Annotated in this window: 22 protein-coding genes, 1 pseudogene and 1 riboswitch; of the genes and pseudogenes, 6 read left to right on the top strand and 17 right to left on the bottom strand. The window is 71.1% G+C overall.

What is annotated here, in order from left to right:
- A pseudogene (locus tag G0Q01_RS05775) lies at positions 1–192 on the top strand (aldehyde dehydrogenase); the annotation flags it as partial.
- A 119-nt stretch (positions 193–311) separates the two neighbouring features.
- Here the strand turns inward: G0Q01_RS05775 and G0Q01_RS05770 are convergent.
- From G0Q01_RS05770 to G0Q01_RS05755, 4 genes are read right to left on the bottom strand one after another with little or no spacing between them, the layout of a single operon-like run.
- Positions 312–1,142, bottom strand: coding sequence for a DUF296 domain-containing protein (locus G0Q01_RS05770; protein WP_164189941.1), 831 nt, complete (start codon positions 1,140–1,142; stop codon positions 312–314).
- Positions 1,139–2,773 (bottom strand): acyl-CoA synthetase, encoded by a 1,635-nt coding sequence (locus tag G0Q01_RS05765; protein WP_164213068.1) that lies wholly within the window; start codon positions 2,771–2,773, stop codon positions 1,139–1,141. The genes G0Q01_RS05770 and G0Q01_RS05765 overlap by 4 nt, the downstream gene beginning before the upstream one ends.
- A complete protein-coding gene (locus tag G0Q01_RS05760; RefSeq protein WP_164189937.1) occupies positions 2,770–3,939 on the bottom strand; it encodes an acetyl-CoA acetyltransferase in 1,170 nt (389 codons plus the stop codon). The genes G0Q01_RS05765 and G0Q01_RS05760 overlap by 4 nt, the downstream gene beginning before the upstream one ends.
- A gap of 10 nt (positions 3,940–3,949) precedes the next feature.
- Positions 3,950–4,780, bottom strand: coding sequence for an IclR family transcriptional regulator (locus tag G0Q01_RS05755; protein ID WP_164189935.1), 831 nt, complete (start codon positions 4,778–4,780; stop codon positions 3,950–3,952).
- 183 nt (positions 4,781–4,963) lie between these two features.
- On the opposite strand from G0Q01_RS05755, the gene G0Q01_RS05750 reads away from it, so the two are divergent.
- The 4 genes from G0Q01_RS05750 to G0Q01_RS05735 all read left to right on the top strand — a co-directional run bounded on the left by G0Q01_RS05750 (position 4,964) and on the right by G0Q01_RS05735 (position 8,615).
- Entirely contained in the window at positions 4,964–5,968 is a 1,005-nt protein-coding gene (locus G0Q01_RS05750; RefSeq protein ID WP_164189932.1) for a DctP family TRAP transporter solute-binding subunit, read from the top strand.
- 74 nt (positions 5,969–6,042) lie between these two features.
- A complete protein-coding gene (locus tag G0Q01_RS05745; RefSeq protein ID WP_164189930.1) occupies positions 6,043–6,531 on the top strand; it encodes a TRAP transporter small permease in 489 nt (162 codons plus the stop codon).
- Positions 6,524–7,852: a TRAP transporter large permease gene (locus G0Q01_RS05740; protein WP_164213067.1), complete on the top strand. Its 1,329-nt coding sequence runs from the start codon at positions 6,524–6,526 to the stop codon at positions 7,850–7,852. Before G0Q01_RS05745 ends, G0Q01_RS05740 begins: the two co-directional genes overlap by 8 nt.
- Before the next feature lie 10 nt (positions 7,853–7,862).
- Positions 7,863–8,615, top strand: coding sequence for an SDR family NAD(P)-dependent oxidoreductase (locus G0Q01_RS05735; RefSeq protein ID WP_164189925.1), 753 nt, complete (start codon positions 7,863–7,865; stop codon positions 8,613–8,615).
- Here G0Q01_RS05735 and G0Q01_RS05730 read toward each other — a convergent pair.
- The 8 genes from G0Q01_RS05730 to cbiE form a co-directional block, all read right to left on the bottom strand.
- Positions 8,612–9,190: a hypothetical protein gene (locus G0Q01_RS05730; RefSeq protein ID WP_164189923.1), complete on the bottom strand. Its 579-nt coding sequence runs from the start codon at positions 9,188–9,190 to the stop codon at positions 8,612–8,614. The two genes, G0Q01_RS05735 and G0Q01_RS05730, sit on opposite strands and share 4 nt — an antisense overlap.
- A gap of 24 nt (positions 9,191–9,214) precedes the next feature.
- On the bottom strand, positions 9,215–9,532 hold the full coding sequence (locus tag G0Q01_RS05725) for a hypothetical protein (RefSeq protein ID WP_164189921.1): 318 nt from the start codon (positions 9,530–9,532) through the stop codon (positions 9,215–9,217).
- Positions 9,533–9,813: 281 nt separating this feature from the next.
- Positions 9,814–10,566, bottom strand: a complete 753-nt coding sequence (cobF, locus tag G0Q01_RS05720) for a precorrin-6A synthase (deacetylating) (RefSeq protein WP_164189918.1) — start codon at positions 10,564–10,566, stop codon at positions 9,814–9,816.
- 53 nt (positions 10,567–10,619) lie between these two features.
- Entirely contained in the window at positions 10,620–11,294 is a 675-nt protein-coding gene (locus tag G0Q01_RS05715) for an energy-coupling factor ABC transporter permease (RefSeq protein ID WP_164189916.1), read from the bottom strand.
- A gap of 53 nt (positions 11,295–11,347) precedes the next feature.
- Positions 11,348–11,527, bottom strand: a riboswitch (cobalamin riboswitch).
- Positions 11,523–12,896: a cobyrinate a,c-diamide synthase gene (locus tag G0Q01_RS05710; protein WP_164189914.1), complete on the bottom strand. Its 1,374-nt coding sequence runs from the start codon at positions 12,894–12,896 to the stop codon at positions 11,523–11,525. Its footprint overlaps the riboswitch before it by 5 nt.
- Positions 12,889–13,698, bottom strand: a complete 810-nt coding sequence (gene cobM, locus G0Q01_RS05705; RefSeq protein WP_164189912.1) for a precorrin-4 C(11)-methyltransferase — start codon at positions 13,696–13,698, stop codon at positions 12,889–12,891. Before cobM ends, G0Q01_RS05710 begins: the two co-directional genes overlap by 8 nt.
- The gene (locus G0Q01_RS05700) at positions 13,695–14,063 is read right to left on the bottom strand and encodes a cobalamin biosynthesis protein (protein WP_164189909.1); all 369 of its coding nucleotides are present in this window, start codon (positions 14,061–14,063) and stop codon (positions 13,695–13,697) included. The genes cobM and G0Q01_RS05700 overlap by 4 nt, the downstream gene beginning before the upstream one ends.
- Entirely contained in the window at positions 14,060–15,274 is a 1,215-nt protein-coding gene (gene cbiE, locus G0Q01_RS05695) for a precorrin-6y C5,15-methyltransferase (decarboxylating) subunit CbiE (RefSeq protein WP_164189907.1), read from the bottom strand. Before cbiE ends, G0Q01_RS05700 begins: the two co-directional genes overlap by 4 nt.
- Between cbiE and G0Q01_RS05690 the strand changes: the two genes are divergently transcribed.
- Complete coding sequence (locus G0Q01_RS05690) at positions 15,273–16,028, top strand: cobalt-precorrin-6A reductase (protein WP_164189962.1); 756 nt, start codon at positions 15,273–15,275, stop codon at positions 16,026–16,028. The genes cbiE and G0Q01_RS05690 overlap by 2 nt on opposite strands.
- On the opposite strand, the gene cobJ is transcribed toward G0Q01_RS05690, so the two are convergent.
- From cobJ to cobN, 5 genes are read right to left on the bottom strand one after another with little or no spacing between them, the layout of a single operon-like run.
- Entirely contained in the window at positions 16,001–16,753 is a 753-nt protein-coding gene (gene cobJ, locus G0Q01_RS05685) for a precorrin-3B C(17)-methyltransferase (RefSeq protein ID WP_164189905.1), read from the bottom strand. The two genes, G0Q01_RS05690 and cobJ, sit on opposite strands and share 28 nt — an antisense overlap.
- On the bottom strand, positions 16,750–17,529 hold the full coding sequence (cobI, locus tag G0Q01_RS05680) for a precorrin-2 C(20)-methyltransferase (protein WP_203594917.1): 780 nt from the start codon (positions 17,527–17,529) through the stop codon (positions 16,750–16,752). Before cobI ends, cobJ begins: the two co-directional genes overlap by 4 nt.
- The gene (locus G0Q01_RS05675) at positions 17,526–18,155 is read right to left on the bottom strand and encodes a precorrin-8X methylmutase (RefSeq protein ID WP_164189902.1); all 630 of its coding nucleotides are present in this window, start codon (positions 18,153–18,155) and stop codon (positions 17,526–17,528) included. Before G0Q01_RS05675 ends, cobI begins: the two co-directional genes overlap by 4 nt.
- Positions 18,155–19,303 (bottom strand): cobalamin biosynthesis protein CobG, encoded by a 1,149-nt coding sequence (locus G0Q01_RS05670; protein WP_370457159.1) that lies wholly within the window; start codon positions 19,301–19,303, stop codon positions 18,155–18,157. Before G0Q01_RS05670 ends, G0Q01_RS05675 begins: the two co-directional genes overlap by 1 nt.
- Positions 19,300–22,614 (bottom strand): cobaltochelatase subunit CobN, encoded by a 3,315-nt coding sequence (cobN, locus tag G0Q01_RS05665; RefSeq protein ID WP_164213066.1) that lies wholly within the window; start codon positions 22,612–22,614, stop codon positions 19,300–19,302. Before cobN ends, G0Q01_RS05670 begins: the two co-directional genes overlap by 4 nt.
- Between the last annotated feature and the right edge of the window lie 3 nt (positions 22,615–22,617).

Here is a 22,617-nt window from a genome sequence, read left to right as displayed (position 1 = left end):
GCCGGCCGGCTGCTGGTCAACGGGTTCCCGACCGGCGTCGAGGTCTGCGACGCGATGGTCCACGGCGGGCCTTACCCGGCCTCGACCAACTTCGGCGCCACCTCGGTGGGCACCCTCTCGATCCGCCGCTTCCTGCGCCCGGTGAGCTACCAGAACCTGCCCGACGCGCTGCTGCCCGGCGATCTGACGTAAGCCGCGCCGCACCCGAGACGCGCCCGCGCTGCCCGACCGGCGGCGCGGGCGTTTGCGTCTGGGCAGGCGTATTTGGAAAGTCGCGCGGGGCCCGGCGCGGGCCCCCGCCCGCAGCCCGGCTATTCCCCGATCAGCAGGAGTTCCGCGGTGATGCAGATCTGGTTGTCATGCGGGCGCAGGACGCCGGACACCGGCCTGCCGTCAAAGCCGACCGAGGCGACGTTGAGGATCACGCTGTCGCCGGTCAGCCGCCCGGCGCGCAGCAGCACCTCGGTGGCGTAGCTCTCGAGCTCATCGTGTTCGAAGCGGCTGTGCACGAGGCTGCCGATGCCCTCGATCCGGGCCTGGCCAAGCGGGGCACCAGCCTGCGGCAGCAGCGCGTGGGGGTCCTCGTTCGGGCGCAGGGTGCAGAGCAGGGCGGGACGCCCCTCTCCGGGCGCGCCCACCGCCGTGGGGGAAAAGAGATCGAAGCCGGTCTCCGGGTCCGCCGCGACGCTCAGCGTGGCACCGGTGAGGCCCCAGCCGTGCACCAGCACGTCTTCGGCAAGGGTCGACTGCTGCGCCAGGAGGTGGCCCATCCGCGGCTGCCCGTCCTGGCCGGACCAGAGCCCGTGGCAATGCACGAAGGGCGCGCCGTCCTTCACCCCCAGGTGCAGCCCGGCCTCGCTGAGCAGGGCGCCGTCGAGCACATGGGTCTTGCTGTACCAGGCGGCGCGCCCGTCTCCGGGGGCGGGGGCAGGGATGACATAGGCGAGCCGCGCGAAGGCGGCCTCGGTCAGCCGCAGGTAACCGGCCGAGAAACCCGCCTCGGCAAGCGCCTGCACCACCGCCTGCTCGACGGTGAGCCCCGCGGCGAGGCGCAGCTCCAGCTTCTGGGCACGGCAGGGCAGGGCGGTGAAGCGCCCGGACGCCCGGGGGCCCGGGTGCGCGAGCTGCTGCCGGAGGGTCATGGCGCCGGGCTCCTCTCCGGGTTCCGCTCCGGGGCGCCCGCCCCCGCCGTCGGCAGGTCGCCGCGCGCGACCAGCGCCTCGCGGATCATCTTCTTGGTGATCTTGCCATAGGCGCTTTTCGGCATCTCCTCCCAGAAGACCACGTGGCGGGGCAGCTTGTAGCGGGCGATCTTCGGGGTCAGCCAGCCCAGCAGCGCCTCGGGGGTCAACCCCGCGCCGCGCCCCACGCAGACCGCGACGCCGATCTCGCCCCAGACCGGGTCGGGCATGCCCAGCACGGCGACCTCCGAGATCTCGGGATGGAGCAGGATCTTCTCCTCGAGTTCGCGCGGGTAGATGTTCGAGCCGCCCGAGATGTATATGTCCGAGGCGCGCCCTGTCAGGTAGACGAACCCCTCGGCGTCCATGTGCCCCAGATCGCCGGTGAGGAACCATCCACCCCGGAAGCTCTTGGCATTGGCCTCGGGGTTGTCGAAATAGCCGGCAAAGACGGCGGGGCCGATCACCGCGATCTCGCCGGTCTCGCCCGGAACGACCTCATTCCCCTCGGCGTCCTGGATCTGCACCTGCATGCCGGTCCGGGCAAAGCCGCAGGAGCCGATGCGCATCGCGCCATCCTCCGCCGAGTGATGCGCGGGCGGCAGCACGGTGATATTGCCGGTGACCTCGCCGAGGCCGAAGTACTGCACCAGCTTCGGCCCCAGCACCTGCAGCGCGCGGATCTGGTCGGCGCGGTACATCGGAGCGCCGGCATAGATCATGTAGCGCAGGCTCGCATGATCGTGCTCGGCGACCGAGGGGTGTTCGACCAGCAACTTGACGATGGTGGGCACGGTGAAAAGGTTCGTGACCTTCCACTTGGCCACCAGTCCCCAGATCTCGTCAGGGTCGAACTTGGCCCCGGCGGGCAGGATCGTTTTCACCCCATGCGCCACCTGCGCCAGCTGGTGGATGCCCGCACCATGCGACAGCGGCGCGACGACGATCGAGGCGTCCTCCGGCCCGGTACCGGGCATCAGGTCGCACAGGTGGTTGGTGACGACAAAGGCCATCTGCCCATGGGTCAGCACCGCCGCCTTGGGCCGCCCCGTGGTGCCGGAGGTGAAGAAGAACCAGCAGGGATCGTCGCGCTGGACCGCCGCCTGCGGCGGGCGCTGGCCGAGGTGGGCGGCCACCAGCGCCTCGTAGCTCTCCCCCAGACCCTCGCCGATGCCGATCACGAAGCCGAGGCCGTCGCAGGCGGCGGCATGCTCGGGGAAGGCGGCCTCGCAGAGCATGCCCTTGGCCTGCGAGCTTTGAGCCAGAAAGGCAATGTCCTCGGGCGACTGGCGGAAGTTGGCGGGCACCCAGACCGCGCCGATGCGCCAGCAGGCGAACATCGCCTCGAACATCTGGTTGTTGTTGGCCGATTGCACCAGCAGCCGGTCGCCCTTCTGCAGACCGAACCGGCCCTGCAGCGCGGCGGCAAAGGCGGCGGAGCGCGCCTCCATCTCGGCCCAGGTCCAGGTCCGCTCGCCCCAGACGAAGCCGATCTCATCGGGGTGGCGGCGGGCGCTCTCGGTGAGGAAGTTGGCAAGGTTCATCACCCGCGTGGACACGGGGGGCAGGCCACCGGAGAGGTCGATGGTCATTTCACCCGCTCCAGGATCGACACGTAGTTGGTCACCGCTGCGCCGCCCATGTTGAACACGCCCGCGATCTCTGCGCCGGGGATCTGCATCTCGCCCGCCTCGCCGGCAAGCTGCATCGCCGCCATGACGTGCAGCGACACGCCGGTGGCGCCGATCGGGTGGCCCTTGGACTTGAGCCCCCCCGAGGCGTTGACCGGCAGCCTGCCGTCCTTGGCGGTGATCCCCTCGCGGATCACCCGCCCGCCCTGGCCGCGCTCGGCAAGGCCCATGGCCTCGTATTCCAGCATCTCGGCGATGGTGAAACAGTCGTGGGTCTCGACCAGCGACAGATCGTCGAGGCTCAGCCCCGAGGTCTCGAAGGCCTGCTGCCACGCCCGGCGGGCCCCGGCGAATTCCAGCACGTCGCGGCGCGACAGCGCCATGATCTCGTTGACGTGGCTGCGCGCGCGGAAGGCGATGGCGCGCTGCATCCCGGCCGCGGTGTCGGCATCGGCCAGCACCAGCACCGCCGCCCCGTCCGAGACCAGCGAGCAATCGGTGCGCCGCAGCGGCCCCGCGACGATCGGGTTCTTCTCGGAGACGGTGTTGCAAAAGGCGGTGCCGAAATCCTTGCGCATGTGCGCCAGCGGGTTGGCCATGCCGTTGGCGTGGTTCTTGGCGGCGATCATCGCCAGCTCTTCGCTCTTGTCGCCGTAGCGCTGGAAGTAGCTGCCGGCGATCTGCCCGAAGAGCCCGGCGAACCCGCCGCTGATGTCCGCCTCTTCCTTGCAGTAGCTGGCGCCAAGGAGGATGTCGCCGACCTCGGCCGTCGGGGTCGCGGTCATCTTCTCGGCGCCCACCACCAGCGCGATGCGGCCGCGTCCGGCGGCGATGAAATCCATCGCGCCGTGCAGGGCGGCCGAGCCGGTGGCGCAGGCGTTCTCATAGCGCGTGGCGGGGGTGTGGGCAAAGCGTTCATCGCCCATGGCGACCAGCGCGCCCTGGAAATCCTGCTGCGAGAACCCGTTGTTGAACACTCCGACGAAGAGCCCGTCGACATCCTCGGGGGTGATCCCGGCGTGCTCCAGCGCCTCGCTCACGGCGGCGGCCATCAAGCTTTCAGTGTCCGGGTGCTCGGACTTGCCAAAGGGTGTGTGGCCCCAGCCGACGATCTGTGGGTCTTGCATCATGTCCTCCTCAAATGCGGGTGCGCGCGGCGTAGAGCTGCGCGAGTGTCTGTTCGATCTCCTGCGCCGCGGCCTGCAGCTGTGCCACGAGCTCCTCGCGGCGCGGCTGCTGCATGCGGCTTTCGATGGCGGCCAGCGACAGCGCGCCGGCCAGCGCACCGTCCGGACGACGCAGCGCCACGCCAAGTCCCCACGAGTCGGGAAACACCAGACCCGGGTTCAGCGCGTAGCCCTGCGCCCGGGTCTCGGCGACGCGGGCACGAATCTGCGCGGGCGGCAGGCCGGGGTAGTCGGCCTCGAGTCGCGCGGCATTGGCGGCCAGCGCCGCCTCGACCTCGGCGTCGGGCAGGGCCGAGAGCATCGCCAGCGACCCCGCGCCGACCCCCAGCGGGTGCAGCCGCCCGGTCATCAGCGCGTATGTGCGGATCGGGTAGGTGCCCTCCTCGCGGTGCAGGCAGAGCGCCGAGAAGCCGCGCCGGACCGACAGGAAGGCGGCGTCCCCGGTCTGCTGCGCCAGTCGCGACAGGGGTTCGAAGGAGAGTTCCAGCAGCCCGTGCCGATGCGCCGCGAAAGTCCCGAGAATGTAGGATTCCTCGCCCAGGAAATAGCGCCGCGTCGCCTCGTTCTGCTCGACCATGCCGTTGCGGATCAGCGCCAGCATCAGCCGCCGCACGGTGGGTTTGTTGAGCCCCGACTCCGCGACCAGCTCACCCAGGCTTGCGCCCTCGAGCGGGCGGCGTCCGACCATGCCGAGAAGCGCCAGCGCGCGGTCGACGCTCTGGCTGCCGGCGAGACTGCCGGGGGTGCTGCCGTCCCTTGTGTGTTCCATAATATGGACCATCTAGGTCCATCTCCTCCCGCGGGACTTAGAAAAGTTGCCCCGTAATATTTTGATCCTTTCAGAATATTGCAAGTTGTTCTTGTCCGTGGCAATGAAACTGTTCCATGATGTGGATCGTCGTGCGGGGCAGGGAGGTCGCGCAGGGCGGGGCCGAGGGCGGCCCGAGACTCCTGGGAGGACAGAATGACTTTCGCGAAACTGGGCACCACCGCCCTCGCAACCGTGCTCGCCGGCGCACTGATGGTCGGCGCCGCTGCCGCCGAGACCCTGCGCCTGTCGCACAACACCGGCGACACCACCACCTGGCAGAAGGGCGCCGACAAGTTCGCCGAGCTGCTCTCGGAAGCCACCGATGGCGACATCACCGTGCGCGTCTTCCCGAACGCCCAGCTCGCCGGCGGCGACCAGATGCGCCAGGCCGAGATGGTCGGCCGCGGGGCGCTCGATCTCGTGGTGACCTCGGCGATCAACGTGACCCCGCTGGTGCCGGAGATGGCGGCCTTCTCGCTGCCCTACCTCTATGCCGATTACGACCAGGTCGATGCGACCACCCAGGGCGAGCCCGGCGCCAAGTTGGCCGAGATCCTCAAGGGCAAGGGCATCGTCGTGCTGGCCTGGGGCGAGAACGGCTTCCGCGAGGTGACCAACAACACCCGTCCGGTGAAGTCCCCCGAGGACATGAAGGGCCTCAACATGCGGGTCGCCGGCCCGATGTACATCGACGTGATGAATGCGCTCGGCGCCAACCCGCAGCAGATGCAGTGGGGCGAGACCCTGACCGCGCTGCAGCAGGGCGTGGTCGACGGGCAGGAAAACCCGATCGGTGCGGTGATCATCCCGCAGCAGGTCTACGAAGTGCAGAAGTATCTGACCACCTGGCACTATTCCTATGATCCGATCTTCATCGGCATCAGCCAGAAGAAGTGGGACAGCTACGATGCAGACACCCAGGCCAAGCTGAAGAGCGCCGCCGAAGAGGCGATGAGCTACCAGCGCGAGATCAGCCGCGAGGCCACCGCCTCGGGCATCGACTTCCTGCGCGAGAAGGGCATGGAGGTCTACGAGCCCTCCGCCGAGGAACTCGCGGCCTTCAAGGAAGCCACCCAGCCCGCCTTCGACGAATGGGCGGCCAAGGTCGGCCCCGAGCTGGTGCAAAGCTTCCAGACCGCCATCGACGGCGCGAAGTAACCCTCCGAAAACGGCGTGTCCCCGCGGGGACACGCCTTTCGTCCTGACCCACGCCTGCTGACAAGGGAGGGGCAATGGCCTTCATCCTGCGCGAGGCCGAGAAGATCATCTGCGCGGTGCTCTTCCTGGCCATGACCTTTCTCGGCTTTGCCAATGTGGTGGTGCGCTACGGCACGCATTACTCGCTGGCCGCCACCGAAGAGCTGCTGACCAACGGCTTCCTGCTGCTGACCATCTTCGGCGCGGCCATCGCCGCGCGGCGCGGCGAGCATCTGGCGGTGGGGCTGGTGCACGACATGCTGCCGCGCCCGGCGCGGCGGGTCGTGTTCGCGTTCTCGGTGCTGGCCTCGGCGCTGCTGCTGGTGCTCTCGGCGTGGTTCTCGTGGCAGGCGGTGGCCAACCTCATGGACAATGGCATGCGCTCCTACGGGCTGCAGATCCCGGCGTGGTACTATCAGGCCGCGGTGCCCTTCGGCTTCGCGCTGGTGCTGATCCGCTACCTGCAACACGCCTGGGTGGTCTGGCGCACCGGCGAGGACAACGAGGTGATCCCCGATGTATGATCTCTTCCCCGGCCTGCCCGCGGGCACCGAGATGGTGATCCTGTTCTTCCTCCTGCTGGCGCTGCGCGTGCCGGTGGCCTTCTCGCTGGGCCTGTCGGCGATCTACGCCATGTGGCAGATCGGTTTCGGGCTGGAGCTGGCGGGCGATCTCATTGCCACCGGCATCACCAAGTTCTCGCTGCTGGCCATTCCGTTCTTCATCCTTGCCGGTACGCTGATGGGCTCGCTTGGCATCGCGGAGCGGATGATCCGCTTCTTCCGCGTGCTGATCGGTGCAACCCCAGGCGGCATGGGTGTCGTCGGCACAACCGTGTGCCTCTTCTGGGGCGCGGTGAGCGGCTCCGGCCCGGCCTCGGTCGCCGCGATCGGGCCGATGATCATCAAGGGCATGGAAGAAGACGGTTATCCCAAGGCCTATGCCGCGGGTCTGGTCTGCACCGGCGCGGCGTTGTCGATCGTCATCCCGCCGTCGATCGGGCTGGTCATCTACGGGGTGATCGCCGAGACCTCGATCTCGCATCTCTTCCTCGCCGCCATCCTGCCCGGGCTGTTCATGGGCGTGATGCTGCTGCTCACGCTGCCCTTCGCCAAGCCGCAATCCGGTCGCGCCGCCGCGCTGGAAAAGCTGAGCCCGATGCCGCATGCGGACAAGCCCTATGGGCAGCGCCTGTGGCTGTCGTTCAAGGACAGCTTCTGGGGGCTGATGACCCCCGTCGTCATCCTCGGCGGCATCTACTCGGGCGTCTTCACCCCCACCGAGGCCGCGCTGGTCGCCACGGTCTACGCGCTGCTGGTGGGCGGGCTGATCTACCGCACGCTCACCCTAGACGGGCTCTACAATTCGCTGTCCAACGCCGCCGCCTCTTCGGCCACGGTGATGCTCGTGGTCGCCTATGCCAGCCTTTTCGGCTGGGTGGTGACGGTCGAGGATCTGGTCGGCAGCTACTCGGGCGCCCTGCTCGGCCTTTCCGGCAACGAGGGGGTGATCCTGCTGGTCATCATGCTGATCCTGCTGATCGCCGGCATGTTCATGGATGCGGTGACGGTGATGTTCATCTGCCTGCCGATCTTCATGCCGGTGGTGCGCGAGCTGGGCTGGGATCCGGTCTGGTTCGGCGTGCTGGTGATGGTGAACCTCGCCATCGGGCTGATCACCCCGCCGGTCGGCATCAACCTCTATGTGGCCGCCAATGTCACCCGCCTGCCGATCGAGCGCGTCGCTCGCGGCGCCATGCCCTTCCTGCTGGTGTGCCTGATCGGGCTGGCGGTGATCGGTGCCTTCCCGCAGCTTTCCCTCGGCCTGCTCGGCCCCGCCAACTGAGGAGTCCTTTATGACCCAGAAGACAGCCATCGTCACCGGCGCCGCGCGCGGCATCGGGCTTGCGACCACCAAGCAATTCCTTTCCGAGGGTCGCCGCGTGGCGATGATCGACCGGGACGCCGAGGTGCTGATGGCGGAGGCCGGGCAGCTCGACAACGTGCTGCCGGTGGTCTGCGACGTCTCGCAGCCGGACCAGGTGGCGGCGATGATCGCCGAGGTGGCCGAAGCTTTCGGCCGCATCGACGCGCTGGTGAACAACGCCGGGGTCGCGGATTTCGGCCCCATCGAAGAGACCACCTTTGAGCGCTGGCGTACCGTCATGGCGACCAATCTCGACGGCGTCTTCCTCTGCTCGCAGGCGGCGATCCCGCACCTCAAGCAGGTGCAGGGCGCCATCGTCAACATCGCGTCGATCTCGGGCCTGCGTGCCTCGACGCTGCGGGTGGCCTATGGCACCTCGAAGGCCGGGGTGATCCAGCTCACCCAGCAGCAGGCGGCGGAGCTGGGCGAATACGGCATCCGCGCCAACTGCGTGGCGCCGGGTCCGGTGCGCACCAAGCTGGCCATGGCGGTGCATTCGCCCGAGATCATCGCGGCCTATCACGACGCCATCCCGCTCAATCGCTATGGCTCGGAGGATGAGATCGCCTCGGTGATCGTCTTCCTCTGCTCGGACAAGGCGAGCTACGTGACCGGGCAGACTATTGCCTCGGACGGCGGCTTCCAGTCGACCGGGGTGGGCCTTCCGGCGCTGCGGGTCTAACGCGCGCGGTTCAGGAACAGGCGGATCCAGCGGAAGACCAGCATCAGCGCCAGCGTGGTGGCGATCAGCCCGATCAAGTCGCCCACCGCGTAGATCGCCACGACCGCCACCGAGTCGTCGGGCAGGATATGCCCCGAGAACACCAGCGACTGGCCCGCGGAGTTGATCACCGAGGCCAGCGCCCCTGCCAGCAGCAGCCACTTCCAGTGAATTTGCGCCCGCTGCCCGGCGTAGACGCGCCGCCCGGCCAGCGCCATGGCCTCGAAGGCGAGGGGCGCCGAGGCCGCCCCCACGGCGATGGACAGCAGGATCAGCGGCTGGGTCGGGGTGCTGATCTCCGCCGGCGTGAAGAGGGCCTCCGACAGGAAGGCGCCCAGAAACAGCGGCAAGAAGGCCCGCTTGCCGAGCAGCCAGGTCGAGAGCACCCGCACGCCATGCGGCAGGTAGGCCAGGCTGGCAAAGATGGTGAGCTCCGGCATGAGCCGCGACTGCATCGGGGTGATCAGAAGCGCGGTCAGGCCGTGTGCGAGGACATAGGCCAGGATCACCACGGAGAAGTTCTGCAGGACCGTCATGTCGGGCGCGCGCGGGGCAGGGGCTCAGCTCAGCGGCAGCGGCGCGCCGACAAGGTCGCTCCGCACGACGTAGGCCCGCGCCTTGGTGTCCGCCGCCCGTTCCAGGAGCCCGCGGTCGAGAAGGGTGCGGATGGCCCGGTAGAAGGTCGCCTGCGCGGAGGAGCGGACCAGCGCATGGTCGCGGATCTGCTCGGAGCTGATCACGTCGCCGGGCCGCTCGCAAAGTCCATGCGCGGCAAGGAGCACGTCGCGTTCCAGGCGGCTGAGATCTTCGAGACCGACATCGCGTTCGAGCTGGCGCAGCATCTCGCGAAGCTGAAGGATGGAGCTGAGTTTGTTCATGGCAGCAAGTCTTTGCGCAGCGCGGCCATGGGGTCAAGAAATGTCACAGGTCGCCGCCCAGTTAACTTTATCAATTTGATAATCTCTTGGAGTCAGGTGAGCTCCGTGCTACGCAACCGACGTGGCGTTAGGTCAAGAGTGCCTTTTTGACGAGTATCCGTGAGTGGTGGCGCCGCAGCTCATTTGAGAACCTTTCGCCTTGGTGCTTTCCGGCACCAAGGCTTTTCGTTTCGGGCTTCCGGGGACGAAGGGCCGGGATCCGGTCGTCGGACACGCAGGCGTCAGTCTGCGCCGTCCGTGGAGGCACGGCGCAGCAGGTAGGTGTCCATGATCCAGCCATGCTTGGCCCGCGCCGTCTGCCGCAGGGCGATGATCTCCTGCGCGACCTCGGCCAGCGGGCCGGAGCGGAGGATCTGCGCCGGGCTGCCGAGGTAGGCGCCCCACCAGATGTGCAGTCCCTCGGCAGGGAGCCCCGCGAAGCTGCATTCCCCGTCGAGCATCACCACCACGGTCTCCTCGCCCGCGGGCCAGCCCCGCGCGCGGAGGCGCCGCCCGGTGGTGAGTTTCACCGCGCCGTTCACGCTGTTGAGCGGGATCGCATGGGCGGCGGTCAGCGCCTGGATCGCGGTGATGCCGGGGACCACCCGCAGCCTTGGGGGCGGCTGGAGGCGCCCGGCGATGCGCAGCGTGCTGTCGTAGAGAGCCGGATCCCCCCAGACCAGCAAGGCGACCGGCCCCTCCGGCGCGCCGTGCAGCGCCGCGATCCAGCGCCGGGCGATCTCGTCGTGCCAGGCGGCGACGCGCTCGGCATAGGGGAGCGTCGGATCGCGCACGGGGTAGGTGAAGGTGCGGATCTCGGCGTTTGTGCCCGCGGCCTCGAGGATCACCTGGCGCAGCGCCCGGAGGTCGTCTTTCGCCTCGCCCTTCAGCGGCAGCAGGATGACGGCCGCGTCGCGCAGCGCCTGTACCCCCTCGAGGGTCACATGGCCGGGGCTGCCGGTGCCGATGCCGACAAGCCAGAGGTCCTGGATCATGGAGCTTTCCTTGCGGTGGGTGCCCGGCCCCGTTCTGGGGACCGGGCGCCTGGTCAGGCGGTATAGAGCCTTGGCGCGAAGAGCCGGCCGAGCCCGGTGTCGCGCAGCGATTTCGCGGCGGCGAGCGCGGCGAGATCGGCCAGCGGCTCGATCAGCAGCACCAGCATGTAGGCGCCGCCGAAGGTCAGCACCGCGCCGAAGGTCTCGGCCGAGATACCCTGGCCGTAGAAGACCCAGAAGGTGACCCAGGCGACGACCCCGGCCTGGAACACACCCGAGAGCTTCAGCACGTCGGCATAGCGCAGGTCCACATAGGCCGTGTCCGCGGGCACCACACGACGGGCGAGCGCCGCGGTTGCGAAGAGCGGCACCAGAAGCGTGGTGACATTGACGAAGTACATCGGCAGGTCGCTGGGCGCGAAGAACAGCCCCTGAACAAGCAGACCCAGCGCCAGACCCATCGCGGCGGGTGCGGCGCCGAGCAGCAGGAAGAGCGTCGAGCCGAGGATGAAATGCACCTCAGAGACACCCACCGGGAAGTGCGGCAGCACCTCGAAGAAGACGAAGGTGCCCACGGCGGCCATCAGCGTGCGCGCGGCAAGCGAAACGAGGTTGCTGCGCGCCGCGTCCTCTGCGGCGAGCTTGGCGGTATAGCCGGCGGCGCCTGCCGCGGTGACGGCGGCAAAGGCCAGTTTGGCGCCGTCGACGACGCCGGGTTCGATATGCATGATATTTCCTTTACGTGTGGCTGCCCCACCGGCAGCGAAATTGCCCATGAGGGCGGGAAAGGGGGTCGCATGGCAGGTCTCCTGACTCGCAGATCGTCGCGCCTCGGCCCTTCCCGGCATGCCTGCCAGTGGATCTTCCTCGGCGCTCCTCGCTTACAGTTGCGGGGGCAGTCCGGGCCTCTCACCCGGTTCCCTTGCGTCCCGTGCGGGACACCATGCGGGGTCGGCTCAGCGCCGGGCTTTGGTCTGGATGCGCGCCTCCTCTTCGGCTTGTGCGCGGGGGGCAGACGGCTCCTCCGCCGAGATCAGGTGAAAGAAGGTTCCCGTGACCTGCCCGCGCCGCGAGCCGGTCTCGGCCACCGGGGCGCCATCGGCATCGGCGACCTCGGCCAGCGGCGGGTCGGGTTGCTGCAAGATGGTGGAGTAATGGAACTCATGGCCGCGCAGCGCCGCCCCGGCGTCGAAGCCCGGCATCGGCGCGCGCAGCACCGCGCGGCGATAGCCCAAGTGGAACTTGCGGGTCTCATAGCTGGTGACGAGGCCCAGCAGGCCCGCCATTTCGTGCCGCGTGCCGCCTTTGTCGATCAGCCCCGCGCCAAGGGCCATGTAGCCGCCGCACTCGCCGTGGACCGGGCGCGTCTCGGCATGGCGGCGCAACCCGGCGCGGAAGGTCTCGGCGGCGGCGAGCCGCCCGGCGTGCAGTTCGGGGTAGCCTCCGGGCAGCCAGACCAGATCGGCCCCGGCGGCGGGCGGCTCATCGGCGATCGGAGAGAACGGCAGGACCTCGGCCCCGGCGGCGCGCCAGCCTTCGAGAAGGTGCGGATAGGTGAAGGAAAAGGCCGCGTCCTGCGCCAGCGCGATGCGCTGCGCCGGGGGCCTGGGCAGGGCCGGCGTTGCGCCGGGCAACGGCCCGCCCGCAGCAGCGGTGCGGAGCGCGGCAAGGTCGACATGCTCGCGCAGGAAGGCGGCGTACCCGGCGATGGCGGCTTCGAGGTCCGGATGCTCCACGGCCTGGATGAGCCCGAGGTGCCGCTCCGGCAGGGTCAGGTCGCCGCGCCGGGGCAGCACGCCGAGCACCGGCAGCCCGGCGCGCTCCATGCCGAGCCGCGTGAGCCGCTCGTGGCGGGGCGAGGCGACGCGGTTGAGAATCACCCCGGCGAAGGGCAGATCGGGCATGTACTGCCGGAACCCCAGCGCCGTTGCGGCGGCGGATTGCGCCTGCCCGCCCACGTCGAGCACCAGCACAACCGGCCAGCCCATCGCCCGCGCCGTCTCGGCGCTGCTGCCAAAGCCCTGCTGGCCGCGCGTCGCGACCCCGTCGTAGAGCCCCATCGAGCCCTCGGCGAGGCAGATGTCCGCCCCCGCCGCCTGCGCCGCGATCGCCTGCCAGAGGTGTGGTCCCATGGCCCAGCCGTCGAGGTTGAAGCTTAGCCGCCCGCTGGCAGCGCGGTGGAAGGCCGGGTCGATGTAGTCGGGGCCGGACTTGAAGGGCTGAACCGCCAAGCCGTCCTCGGCCAGCGCCCGCAGCAGGCCCAGCATCACCGTGGTCTTGCCGGTGCCCGACGAGGGCGCCGAGACCAGAAGTCCGGGAACCTCAGCCATCGATCTGCGCCTCCTGCTCGGGGGTCCAGCCACTCCACGGGCTCTCGGCGCTTTGCGGGCGGTGGCGGCGGTCGTAGTCCACCGCATAGAGGCAGCTCTCTTCAAAGCCCTCGCCCGCCAGCGCCGGTCCGACAAGGATGAGCGCGGTGCGGGTGATGCCCGCGCCGAGCTTGTCCTCGATGTCCGACAGCGTGCCGCGCAGGATCACCTCGTCCGGCCAACTGGCGCGGTAGACCACGGCGACGGGGCAGTCCGCGCCATAGGCGGGGGAGAGATCGGCAACCACCCGCGCGATGTTCTGGATCGACAGGTGGATCGCGAGCGTCGCGCCGGTGGCGGCGAAATTGGCCAGCGTCTCGCCCTCGGGCATCGACGAGGCCCGGCCCGGCGTGCGGGTCAGCACCACCGATTGCGCGAGGCCCGGCAGGGTCAGCTCGGCGCCGAGCGCGGCTGCGGCGGCGGCGAAGGCAGGCACGCCGGGGGTGACCGAGACCGGGATGCCGAGCGCCTTCAGCCGGCGCATCTGCTCGCCCATCGCTGACCAGACCGAGAGATCCCCCGAATGCAGCCGCGCCACGTCGTGGCCCGCGTCATGGGCGAGGCGGATCTCGGCGATGATCTGGTCGAGGTCCAGCGGCGCGGTGTTGACGATCCGCGCGCCGGGGGGGCAATGGCCAAGGATCGCCTCGGGGACCAGCGAGCCGGCGTAGAGGCAGACCGGGCAGCGCGCGATGATGTCGCGGCCGCGCAGGGTCAGCAGGTCGGGCGCGCCGGGGCCGGCGCCGATGAAGTGAACGGTCATGGATCGGGTCCTTCTGCCAGCGCGCAGCTGGCCATGCGGTCAGAGGAAATGACGCGCGCGCCAAGCAGACGTGCGCCCGGCCCGGCGGCGGCGAGGGCGGCGGCCTCGGCGACCGAGCCGGTGGCGCGTTCGGCGCGCACGCGGGGGGAGTCGGTTGCCGTGCCCTGCGCGGAGAGCTGGCAGGCCGGGACGCCAGCGACCGGCAGGCCGAGAGATCCGGCCAGGGCACGCAGGGCGGGGGCGTCTGCCTTGTCCTTGGCCGTGGCGAGACAGCCCGCCTCCCGCCCGGCGCGGGCCCGGTCATAGGCGTCGCGCAGGCTGGAGGCGCCCGCGCCCTGCCGGAATCCGAAGCCCGCGACGATCATGTGACGTGGCTCCATTGCACGATGGGATAGGCCGCCTTCCAGCCGCGTTTCGGGCCGAGGGGCTGGGCGGACGACAGTTCGATGCGCAGCAGCGCGCCGCCGCGCCGCGCCTGCGCCTCGGTCAGCAGCGCCTCGGACTCCAGCGTCACCGCGTTGGCGACGATCCTTGTGCTCCCGGGAAGATGCGTGTCCAGCCACTCCAGCAGGTCGCGCGTCAGGCCGCCGCCGATGAACACCGCGTCGGGGCGTTCGAGTTGCGCCAGCGCCGCGGGGGCAGAGCCTTCGACCACCCGCAGCCGCCCGGCGCCGAGCCGGGCGGCATTGGCGGCGATCCGGGCGGCGCGCTCCGGGCGCGGCTCGACGGTGCTGGCGTCGAGAGTGGGATCGCAGAGCAGCCACTCGATGCCGATCGAGCCCGAGCCGCCGCCGATATCCCACAGGTGCTCGAAGGGGCGCGGGGCGAGGGCCGAGAGGGTGAGCGCGCGGATGGGGCGCTTGGTGATCTGGCCGTCGCTCTCGAACCAGCTGTCGGGGCGGCCGCTGGCGAGGGGCAGCACCGCGCCCTCTCCGGCCACCGCGACGGCGGCACAGACGGGGTGGGTGAAGCTGCGCTTGGGCAGGGCCTCGGCGCGCGCCTCGGTGCGCCGCTCGCGGGGGCCGCCGAGCGCTTCCATAACGGTGATCCCGGAGGCGCCGAAGCCCTCGGCGGCAAGGTAGTTCGCCAGGGCCCGCACCGCCGCGCCGTCGCGCAGCAGCACCAGCATCCGCCGTCCCGGCGCAAGCCGCGGGCGCAGCCGCGACAGCGGCGCGGCATGCAGGCCGAAGCACTCGGTGCTCTCCAGCGGCCAGCCCATCCGCGCGGCGGCGAGCGAGAAACTCGAGCGGCCCGGAAAGGCCTGCCAGTCGCCGCGCTCCAGTTGCCGCGCCAGCACCGCGCCGGCACCGAACCAGAAGGGATCGCCCGAAGCCAGCACCGCAACCCGCTGCCCGCGCAGCGCCAGGAGCTGCGGAATGCCCTCGGCAAAGGGCACGGGCCAGGCGATCCGCCTTGCGCCCGCCTCGGGGAGCAGCGACAGGTGCCGTTCGGGTCCCATGACGATGTCGGCTGCCGCGAGCGCGGCACGGCTTGCGGAGCAGAGCCCGTCCGGGCCATCTTCGCCGAGCCCGACGATCGACAGCCAAGGGACTTCGGACGTGACAGCCTCAGACATGGAGCCGAACCTTCTGGTGCTCGGCGGCACCGCCGAGGCGGCGCGGCTCTGCCGGGCGCTGGCCGGGGCGGGTTTGCGCGGCACGGTGTCGCTGGCGGGGCGCGTGGCCAGTCCGGCGGCGCAGGCGCTGCCGCTGCGCATCGGCGGTTTTGGCGGGGCAGAGGGGCTGGCAAGCCACCTGCGAGCCGAGCGCATCACCCATGTGATCGACGCGACCCACCCTTTCGCGGCGCAGATGAGCGCCAATGCCGTCGCCGCCTGCCGGGCGGCGGGCGTGCCGCTGATCGCGCTCACCCGAGCGCCCTGGGAGGAGACCGCCGCAGACCGCTGGATCCGGGTGCCGGACATGGCTGGGGCTGTCGCTGCGCTCGCCGGTCCGCGGCGCCGCGTGATGCTGGCCGTGGGCCGCATGCATCTGGCGGACTTCGCCGCACAGGCGCAGCATGTCTACCTGCTGCGGCTCGTTGACCCGCCCGAGGCACCTCTGGTTTTTCCCGATCATCATGTGGTGGTTGATCGCGGCCCCTTCGGTCTCGAATCCGACCGAAGGCTGATGCGGGAGCACCGGATCGACCTCGTGGTCTCGAAGAATTCCGGCGGCAGCGGGGCCTTTGCCAAGATCGCGGCGGCGCGCGAACTGGGCCTGCCGGTGATCATGATCGACCGGCCCGCCATCCCGGCGCGGCGCGAGACGCATGAGGTGGACGGGGTGCTGCGCTGGCTGGATCATGCGGGCACCGACCTCGGGGTGTAGACGAAGGCCGCGCCATCACGGGGGATCACCCGCGTGGTCGAGGCCCCGACAATGACCACCGTGCGCATGTCGGCCATCTCGGGGGTGCAGCGGTCGAGAGGGACCACGCGGATCGCTTCTTCCGGGGTCGAAACGGCGCGGGCAAAGATCACAGGGCGGGCATCGCCGCAGGCCTGCTGCAGGACATCCAGGGCTTTCGCGAAGCCCTCGGGCCGGGCCTTGGAGCGCGGGTTGTAGAAGGCCATGGCGAAATCGGCCTCTACGGCGAGACGCAGGCGCTTTTCGATCAGCGACCAGGGCTTGAGGTTGTCGCTGAGGTTGATCGCGCAGAAATCATGCCCCAGCGGCGCGCCCGCGCGGGCGGCGGCGGCGAGCATCGCGGTGATGCCGGGCAGCACCGCGATGTCGAGCGCGCGCCACTCTGGTGGGCCCGCCTCGACCGCCTCGAACACCGCGGCCGCCATGGCAAAGACCCCGGGATCGCCTGAAGAGACCACGACGACCGAGCGGCCGGCGCAGGCCATCTCGAGCGCGTGGCGGGCGCGGTCCAGCTCGACCCGGTTGTCCGAGGCATGCAGCGTCAGGCCGGGGCGCGGCGTGACGCGGGCGACATAGGGGATATAGCCGACCACATCCGTCGCCTCGGCCAGCGCGGCAGTGACCTCTGGGGTGACCAGTGCCTCCGATCCGGGGCCGAGCCCGGCGATGACCAGCCGTCCGCTCATGGCCGCCGCCCCTGTCCGTGCACCAGCACGATGGAGAAATAGGGCGTTACCCGGCCCTCGGCCTCCGACAGGCGCTGCACGGACTGGCCCGGCATCGCGGCATGTTCCACCAGCCAGGCCTCCTCGAAGCGCCCGGCGGCGCGCAGGGCGCGGCGGACCTTGTCGATGTTGCGGCCGATTTTCATGATCACCAGCGCGTCGGCATTGCGCATCTGCCGCACCAGCTCGGCCTCGGGCAGGGTGCCCATGAGCGTGCTCATCACGTCGTCGCCCCAGGTGATCGGCAGGCCGGTGGCGCACCAGGCGGCGGCCATGCCGGGGATCGCCGGGATCACCTGCAGCGGCGCATGGCCCTTGAGCCGGGTGAAGAGATGCATGAAGGAGCCGTAGAAGAACGGGTCGCCCTCGGCGAGCACCAGCACCTCGTGGCCCGCCTCCGACAGGGCGCGGAGCTTCGCGGTACAGCCCTCGTAGAAGGCCGAGAGCAGCGCGTTGTAGCGCGGATCGGTGAGCGGGATCTCGGTGGTCACCGGGTACTCCATGGCGATCTCGATCACGTCGGGGCGCAGCATCCCCTCGACGATGCGCCGGGCCTGTCCGGGTCGCCCGGCCTTGCGGAAATAGGCCACGTGGCGGGCCTTGCGCAGCAGCCGGTCGGCGCGCACCGACATGAGGTCGGGATCGCCGGGGCCGAGGCCGACGCCCCAGATCGTGCCCTGCACCCGCGCGCCTACCTCTGCGCTGGCCTCTGCGCGGATTTCCCCCTGAGCGTTCATTCGGCGCGGCTCGCGATGGCGTTGATCGCCGCGACGGTGATCGCGCTGCCGCCAAGCCGCCCCTCGACGAGGACGCACGGCACGGGCTGCGCCTGCCAGAGCGCGTCCTTGCTTTCCACCGCGCCGACGAACCCGACGGGGCAGCCGATGATCGCCGCCGGGCGCGGGCAGGCCGGATCCTCGAGCATGTTCAGCAGGTGAAAGAGCGCCGTCGGGGCATTGCCGATGGCCACCAGCGCACCCGCGAGCTGGGGCCGCCAAAGCTCGAGCGCCGCCGCCGAGCGGGTGGTGCCCATGGCGCGGGCCAAGTCGGGCACGCTGGGGTCGCGCAATGTGCAGAGCACCGGGTTGTCGGCGGGCAGGCGCGGGCGGGTGACGCCCTCGGACACCATCCGCGCATCGCAAAGGATCGGCGCGCCCCGCGCCAGCGCGGCGCGGGCGGCGGCGGCGAAGCCCTCGGAGAAGCGGATGTGCCGCTCGAGCCCGACCATCCCCGCCGCGTGGATCATCCGCACGGCGATGGGCTCCTCGTCGCGCGAGAACCGCGCGAGATCGGCCTCGGCGCGGATCGTGGCGAAGCTCTGGCGGTAGATGGCCGCGCCATCCTTTTCGTAGTCATAGGGCATCAGGGCTGTCCCGATAGGAGGGTGGGAAGATCGTCGAGTTGTGCGGGAGACATGCCGGTGCGGGCGGGGGTGTCCCAGGGCGCGCCATGTTCCACGAGGTCGAAGCCGCCCTGCCGTCCCACCAGCGTGACATCGGCGCCGCGCGGCAGGGCGCAGCCCTTGGCGCAGCCCGAGACGTGCAGCGTGCCGCGGACCTTTGGTGCCAGCCGGGCCGCGAGCGCGCGGGTGGGCACGGTCGCCTGCGGGCAGAAGGGGGCGCCCGGGCAGGCGTGGGCGGTCAGGAGCGCGCTGCCGGGGGCGGTGACGAACCCGGGGGCGGCGGTGTCGGCGTGGCCGCCGCGCAGGCAGAGGAGCCGGCCGGTCATCAATCGCACCGCCCGCGCGCCGCTGGTTTCGACAAGCTCCGCGAGCACGCTGGCCTCCATGCTGCCAAAGGGCACGCCAAGCAGCCGGTCCCCCTCCATGCCACCGGGTTCAGGGCAGGCCCCCGCCGCGCGCGGTGCGGTGCCCCGCCATGTCTGCGGAAGCGAGACCTGCCGCAGATGCCGCGCCATGCGCCCCGCCTCGGGGCCGCCGGTGGCGACGAACCAGCGGGCCAGCTCGGCAAGGGCCGCCATCGCGCCCGCTTCCGAAACCGCACACCCCGTTGCCGCCCCGTCGGCGCGCAGCAGCAGCGCCCCCGCCGGGTCCAGCTCGAAGCGGAAATCGGCAGACCCCGGGGCAAGCTGCCCCTGCGGCCCGGTGTCGAGCGCAAAGCCCATCTTGGCGGGCAAGGGCGGCAGCGCGGGCAGGGTCTCCAGAAGCGCCGCGTGAAGCCGGTCGGTCAGATCGCCCGCGCGCCAGCCCGCGGGCATCAGGATATTGCGCCGCGCCTCGACCGCCGGGTCGGCGTCGATCAGCCCTAGCGCGTCCAAACCCTCCAGCAGCGCGGGGAAGGCGGCCTCGGGCACCCCGCGGATCTGCAGGTTAGCGCGGGAAGTCAGCTCCAGCGTTCCGTTGCCATGGGTCCGCGCGAGATCGCAAAGCGCCAGCGCCTGCGCGGCGCTCAGCTCGGCGCGGAACGGGCGCACCCGCACCACCAGCCCGTCGCCCGAGAGCATCGGGCGGTGCGCGCCGGGGCACCAGCCCTTGACCAGCGGGGCGCTCACGACCGGTCCTCCAGCGCGGCGATCACCGAGTTCCGGCGGCTGTCCCAGAGCCCGGCCTCGCGCAGTGCGCGGAAGCGTTCGAGCATCGCCGCATGGGCGCCGGGGTTGGCGCCGCGCAGGAAGGCCTCGGTTTCGGGATCGCCGAGCGTCGCCGCGTGATAGAGGTCGAACAGATGCCCGCCGACCGCCCCCGCCAGATGCGCGAAGGCGGCCATGTGCTCGAGCGTCGCGGCGATCTCGGCGGCGCCGCGGAAGCCATGGGCGCGCATTCCGGCGATCCAGCGCGGGTTGGCGGCGCGGGCCTGCACCACGCGGGCGATCTCTTCGGGCAGGGCGCGGGCGCGGGGGCGCGCGGGGTCGGTGCTGTCGAGATGGTAGAGTGCGGCCTGCCCGCCAGTCGCGGCCTGTGCGGCGGCAAAGCCCGCCTCATGCGCGGCGTAGTCGGCGGCGAGCAGCAGGTCGGTCTCGGGCAGGTCCTGAAGGTGCACGAAGGCCTCGGCCTGCGCGACGCGGGCGCGGATCCCGGCCTCGTCGCGGGTCGCGCCCGCGCCGTCCAGCGCACAGGACGAGGCGTCGAGCCAGGCCTCCCCGGCGGCGCGTCGGGCCCCGTCATCGTAGCTGTCCAATGCCGCGCCCATGCCCAGCCCGAAGCTGCCCGGCGCCGGGCCGTAGACCCGCGCGCCCGGCGCGGTCCCGGCATAGGGGTTCCACTCCGGCGCCTCGTCGCGCGCCGCCAGCGCGGCGACCGCTGTCGCGAAGAGCCCCGAGAGCGTGGGGAAGACATCGCGGAACAGCCCCGAGACCCGCAGCGTGACGTCGATGCGCGGGCGGTCGAGCTCGGCGATCGGCAGCACCTCGAGGCCGCAGACCCGCGCCGAGCCCTCGTCCCAGACCGGCCGCACGCCCAAGAGGTGCAGCGCCATGGCGAATTCCTCGCCGGCGGTGCGCATGGTGGCCGACCCCCAGAGATCGACGACCAGCCCGCCCGGCCAGTCACCGTGGTCCTGCAGGTGGCGGCGCATCAGCTCTTCGGCCAGCCGCACCCCCTGCGCATGGGCGGCGCGGCTCGGCACCGCGCGCGGGTCGGTGGTGTAGAGGTTGCGCCCGCTCGGCAGCACGTCGCGCCGCCCGCGCCAGGGCGACCCCGAGGGCCCCGCCTCGATCCGCCGACCATCGAGCGCGGCGATGAGCGCGGCCCGTTCGGCCTGCACCGAGGCGCGGATCTCCGGCTCGGTGCAGCCCGGCGGCGGGCGGCCCCAGACGTGCAGCCCCGCGCCGAAGCGGCTCTCCTTGATGTCGCAGACGAAGCGGTCGATGCGGGGGATCGCCTCGGCGGTGGAGGCGGCCTCGCCGAGCCCCAGGTCGGCCTCGACGCCGCGGGCGCGGGCCTCGGCGCGGATGTCGGCCTGCAGCCGGTCGCGGCGGCGCGGGTCGAGCCCGTCGGCGGTGGAGAACTCGTCGAGCAGGCTTTCCAGGTGGGTCAGCCGGTCGGGGATCTCGCTCGCGGCGAGCTGCGGCGGCAGGTGGCCGAGGGTGAGCGCGCCGATGCGCCGCTTGGCCTGCGCCGCCTCGCCGGGATCGTTGACGATGAACGGATAGAGCACCGGCAGCGCGCCGGTCAGCACCTGCGGCCAGCAGGTCCCGGAGAGGGCGACAGCCTTGCCGGGCAGCCATTCCAGCGTGCCGTGGGCGCCGATATGCACCAGCGCGTCGGCGCGGGTCTGCAGCCAGAGGTAGAAAGCGACATAGGCATGGCGCGGCACACGCGCGAGATCGTGGTACTCGCCCGCGCGCGCCGCCGGGGTGCCGCGCTCGGGCTGCAGGGCGATGAGGCAGGGGCCAAGTTCCAGCGCCGCGACCCGGAAGGCGTCGCCGTCGATCTGCGCGTCCGCCTCGGGCGCGCCCCAGGTGGCGGTGATCTGCTGCCGAAGGCGCTCCGGCAGCTGGGCCAGCGCCGCGCGGTACTCCGCCAGCGGCAGCCGCAGGCTGCGGTCCTGCAGCGCCGCCTCCAGATCAGCACCCGGCTCGGGCACCGCGTATCCCGCCGCGCGCAGGTCCTCGAGGATGGCCCGCGCCGAGGCCGGGGCGTCGAGGCCGACCGCGTGGCCGAGGTTCCAGTCCTTGCCGGGGTAGGTCGAGAGGATCAGCGCCACCCGGCGCTCGGCCACAGGCCGTGCCGCCAGGCGCAGCCAGCCCATGACCCGGGCAACGGCGGCGGCGATCCCCGGACCGTGAGGGCGGTGCAGGGTGCGGGCGAACTGCAGCTCCGGGTCTCGCTCCCCGTGCGCCTTGAACGAGACAACCCCGGCCAGAAGCCGCCCGTCGACCTCGGGCAGCACCACGTGCATGGCCAGATCGGCGGGCGAGAGCCCCCGGTCCGCCGCGCCCCAGGCCTCTTCGGTGGAGGTTGCGAGGGCCACCTGGAAGACCGGCACGCCCGCGGCGTCGAGCGGCGAGCCCGCCGCGCCGCGCCCGCTGAAGGCGGTGGCGCTGACGATGGCGTCGGGGCAGAGCCTGGCCACGGCCTCTTGCAGCGCCTCCGCCGCGCCGGGCGCTTTCAGCGAGGGGGCGAAGAGTCCGACCACCTCGCAGCCCTCGGCCCGGAAGGCCGCGAAGAGTGCGGCGATGGGGGCCATGTCCGCCGCCACCAGGTAGGCGCGGTAGAAGACGACGAGAATCCGTCGCCCCGTCTTCTCGTTCCAAATGCGCCGGGGAGCGCGAGGGGCGGCGCTCCTCGGCTCATCAAGTGACTCGGGCCCGGTCTCGGGTGTCCACAGGCCCACCTCGGGCAGGGCGCGCGCGCCGCGCACCGGGGGCGCGCCGAGGCCCGAGGCCAGCGCCAGTTGTGCCAGCGCCGCCTGCGCCGCGGCGGGGCCGCCGGTGTCGCAGAGCCCGGCAAGCTGGCGCAGGGTCGAGAGCGGCAGAGTCGAGACCTCGTCGAGCCGCGGGTCGGGGCGGCCGTCGGCGGGCAGCACGGCAAGGGCGATCCCCTGCCGCTGCGCCAGCGCCTGCAGCTGCAAGAGTCCGTAGTCCCAATAGGGCCGCCCGCCGATCAGCCGCACGAGGATGCCCTTGGCGCCCGCAAGCGTGCGCTCCACGTAGGTGTCGACCGACAGCGGATGGCGCAGCTGCGCGAGGTTGGCGAGGCGCAGCGAGGGCAGGCTTCCGCCGCTCTGGTGCCAGGCTTCCGCGAAGGCCCCGAGGTCGCTGTCGGAGAAGGACAGCACCACGAGATCCGCCGGATCCTGCATCAGGTCCGTCGGGGTCTCGAGGTCCTCGAGCCCGTGGCTTTCGCGGAAGACGACGTGCATCTG

The organism is Salipiger sp. PrR007, from assembly GCF_010499845.1.
GTDB classification, from domain to species: Bacteria; Pseudomonadota; Alphaproteobacteria; order Rhodobacterales; family Rhodobacteraceae; genus Salipiger; species Salipiger pacificus_A.
The sequence above is the reverse complement of the archived record's forward strand: the minus strand, read 5'-3'. Positions and strand labels throughout refer to the sequence as shown.

Excerpts from the sequence above, each read along its gene's own strand:
- G0Q01_RS05770 (WP_164189941.1), bottom strand. The coding sequence starts at position 1,142 with ATGACCCTCCGGCAGCAGCTCGCGCACCCGGGCCCCCGGGCGTCCGGG.
- G0Q01_RS05765 (WP_164213068.1), bottom strand. The coding sequence starts at position 2,773 with ATGACCATCGACCTCTCCGGTGGCCTGCCCCCCGTGTCCACGCGGGTG.
- G0Q01_RS05760 (WP_164189937.1), bottom strand. The coding sequence starts at position 3,939 with ATGCAAGACCCACAGATCGTCGGCTGGGGCCACACACCCTTTGGCAAG.
- G0Q01_RS05755 (WP_164189935.1), bottom strand. The coding sequence starts at position 4,780 with ATGGTCCATATTATGGAACACACAAGGGACGGCAGCACCCCCGGCAGT.
- G0Q01_RS05750 (WP_164189932.1), top strand. The coding sequence starts at position 4,964 with ATGACTTTCGCGAAACTGGGCACCACCGCCCTCGCAACCGTGCTCGCC.
- G0Q01_RS05745 (WP_164189930.1), top strand. The coding sequence starts at position 6,043 with ATGGCCTTCATCCTGCGCGAGGCCGAGAAGATCATCTGCGCGGTGCTC.
- G0Q01_RS05740 (WP_164213067.1), top strand. The coding sequence starts at position 6,524 with ATGTATGATCTCTTCCCCGGCCTGCCCGCGGGCACCGAGATGGTGATC.
- G0Q01_RS05735 (WP_164189925.1), top strand. The coding sequence starts at position 7,863 with ATGACCCAGAAGACAGCCATCGTCACCGGCGCCGCGCGCGGCATCGGG.
- G0Q01_RS05730 (WP_164189923.1), bottom strand. The coding sequence starts at position 9,190 with ATGACGGTCCTGCAGAACTTCTCCGTGGTGATCCTGGCCTATGTCCTC.
- G0Q01_RS05725 (WP_164189921.1), bottom strand. The coding sequence starts at position 9,532 with ATGAACAAACTCAGCTCCATCCTTCAGCTTCGCGAGATGCTGCGCCAG.
- cobF (WP_164189918.1), bottom strand. The coding sequence starts at position 10,566 with ATGATCCAGGACCTCTGGCTTGTCGGCATCGGCACCGGCAGCCCCGGC.
- G0Q01_RS05715 (WP_164189916.1), bottom strand. The coding sequence starts at position 11,294 with ATGCATATCGAACCCGGCGTCGTCGACGGCGCCAAACTGGCCTTTGCC.
- G0Q01_RS05710 (WP_164189914.1), bottom strand. The coding sequence starts at position 12,896 with ATGGCTGAGGTTCCCGGACTTCTGGTCTCGGCGCCCTCGTCGGGCACC.
- cobM (WP_164189912.1), bottom strand. The coding sequence starts at position 13,698 with ATGACCGTTCACTTCATCGGCGCCGGCCCCGGCGCGCCCGACCTGCTG.
- G0Q01_RS05700 (WP_164189909.1), bottom strand. The coding sequence starts at position 14,063 with ATGATCGTCGCGGGCTTCGGATTCCGGCAGGGCGCGGGCGCCTCCAGC.
- G0Q01_RS05690 (WP_164189962.1), top strand. The coding sequence starts at position 15,273 with ATGGAGCCGAACCTTCTGGTGCTCGGCGGCACCGCCGAGGCGGCGCGG.
- cbiE (WP_164189907.1), bottom strand. The coding sequence starts at position 15,274 with ATGTCTGAGGCTGTCACGTCCGAAGTCCCTTGGCTGTCGATCGTCGGG.
- cobJ (WP_164189905.1), bottom strand. The coding sequence starts at position 16,753 with ATGAGCGGACGGCTGGTCATCGCCGGGCTCGGCCCCGGATCGGAGGCA.
- cobI (WP_203594917.1), bottom strand. The coding sequence starts at position 17,529 with ATGAACGCTCAGGGGGAAATCCGCGCAGAGGCCAGCGCAGAGGTAGGC.
- G0Q01_RS05675 (WP_164189902.1), bottom strand. The coding sequence starts at position 18,155 with ATGCCCTATGACTACGAAAAGGATGGCGCGGCCATCTACCGCCAGAGC.
- cobN (WP_164213066.1), bottom strand. The coding sequence starts at position 22,614 with ATGCACGTCGTCTTCCGCGAAAGCCACGGGCTCGAGGACCTCGAGACC.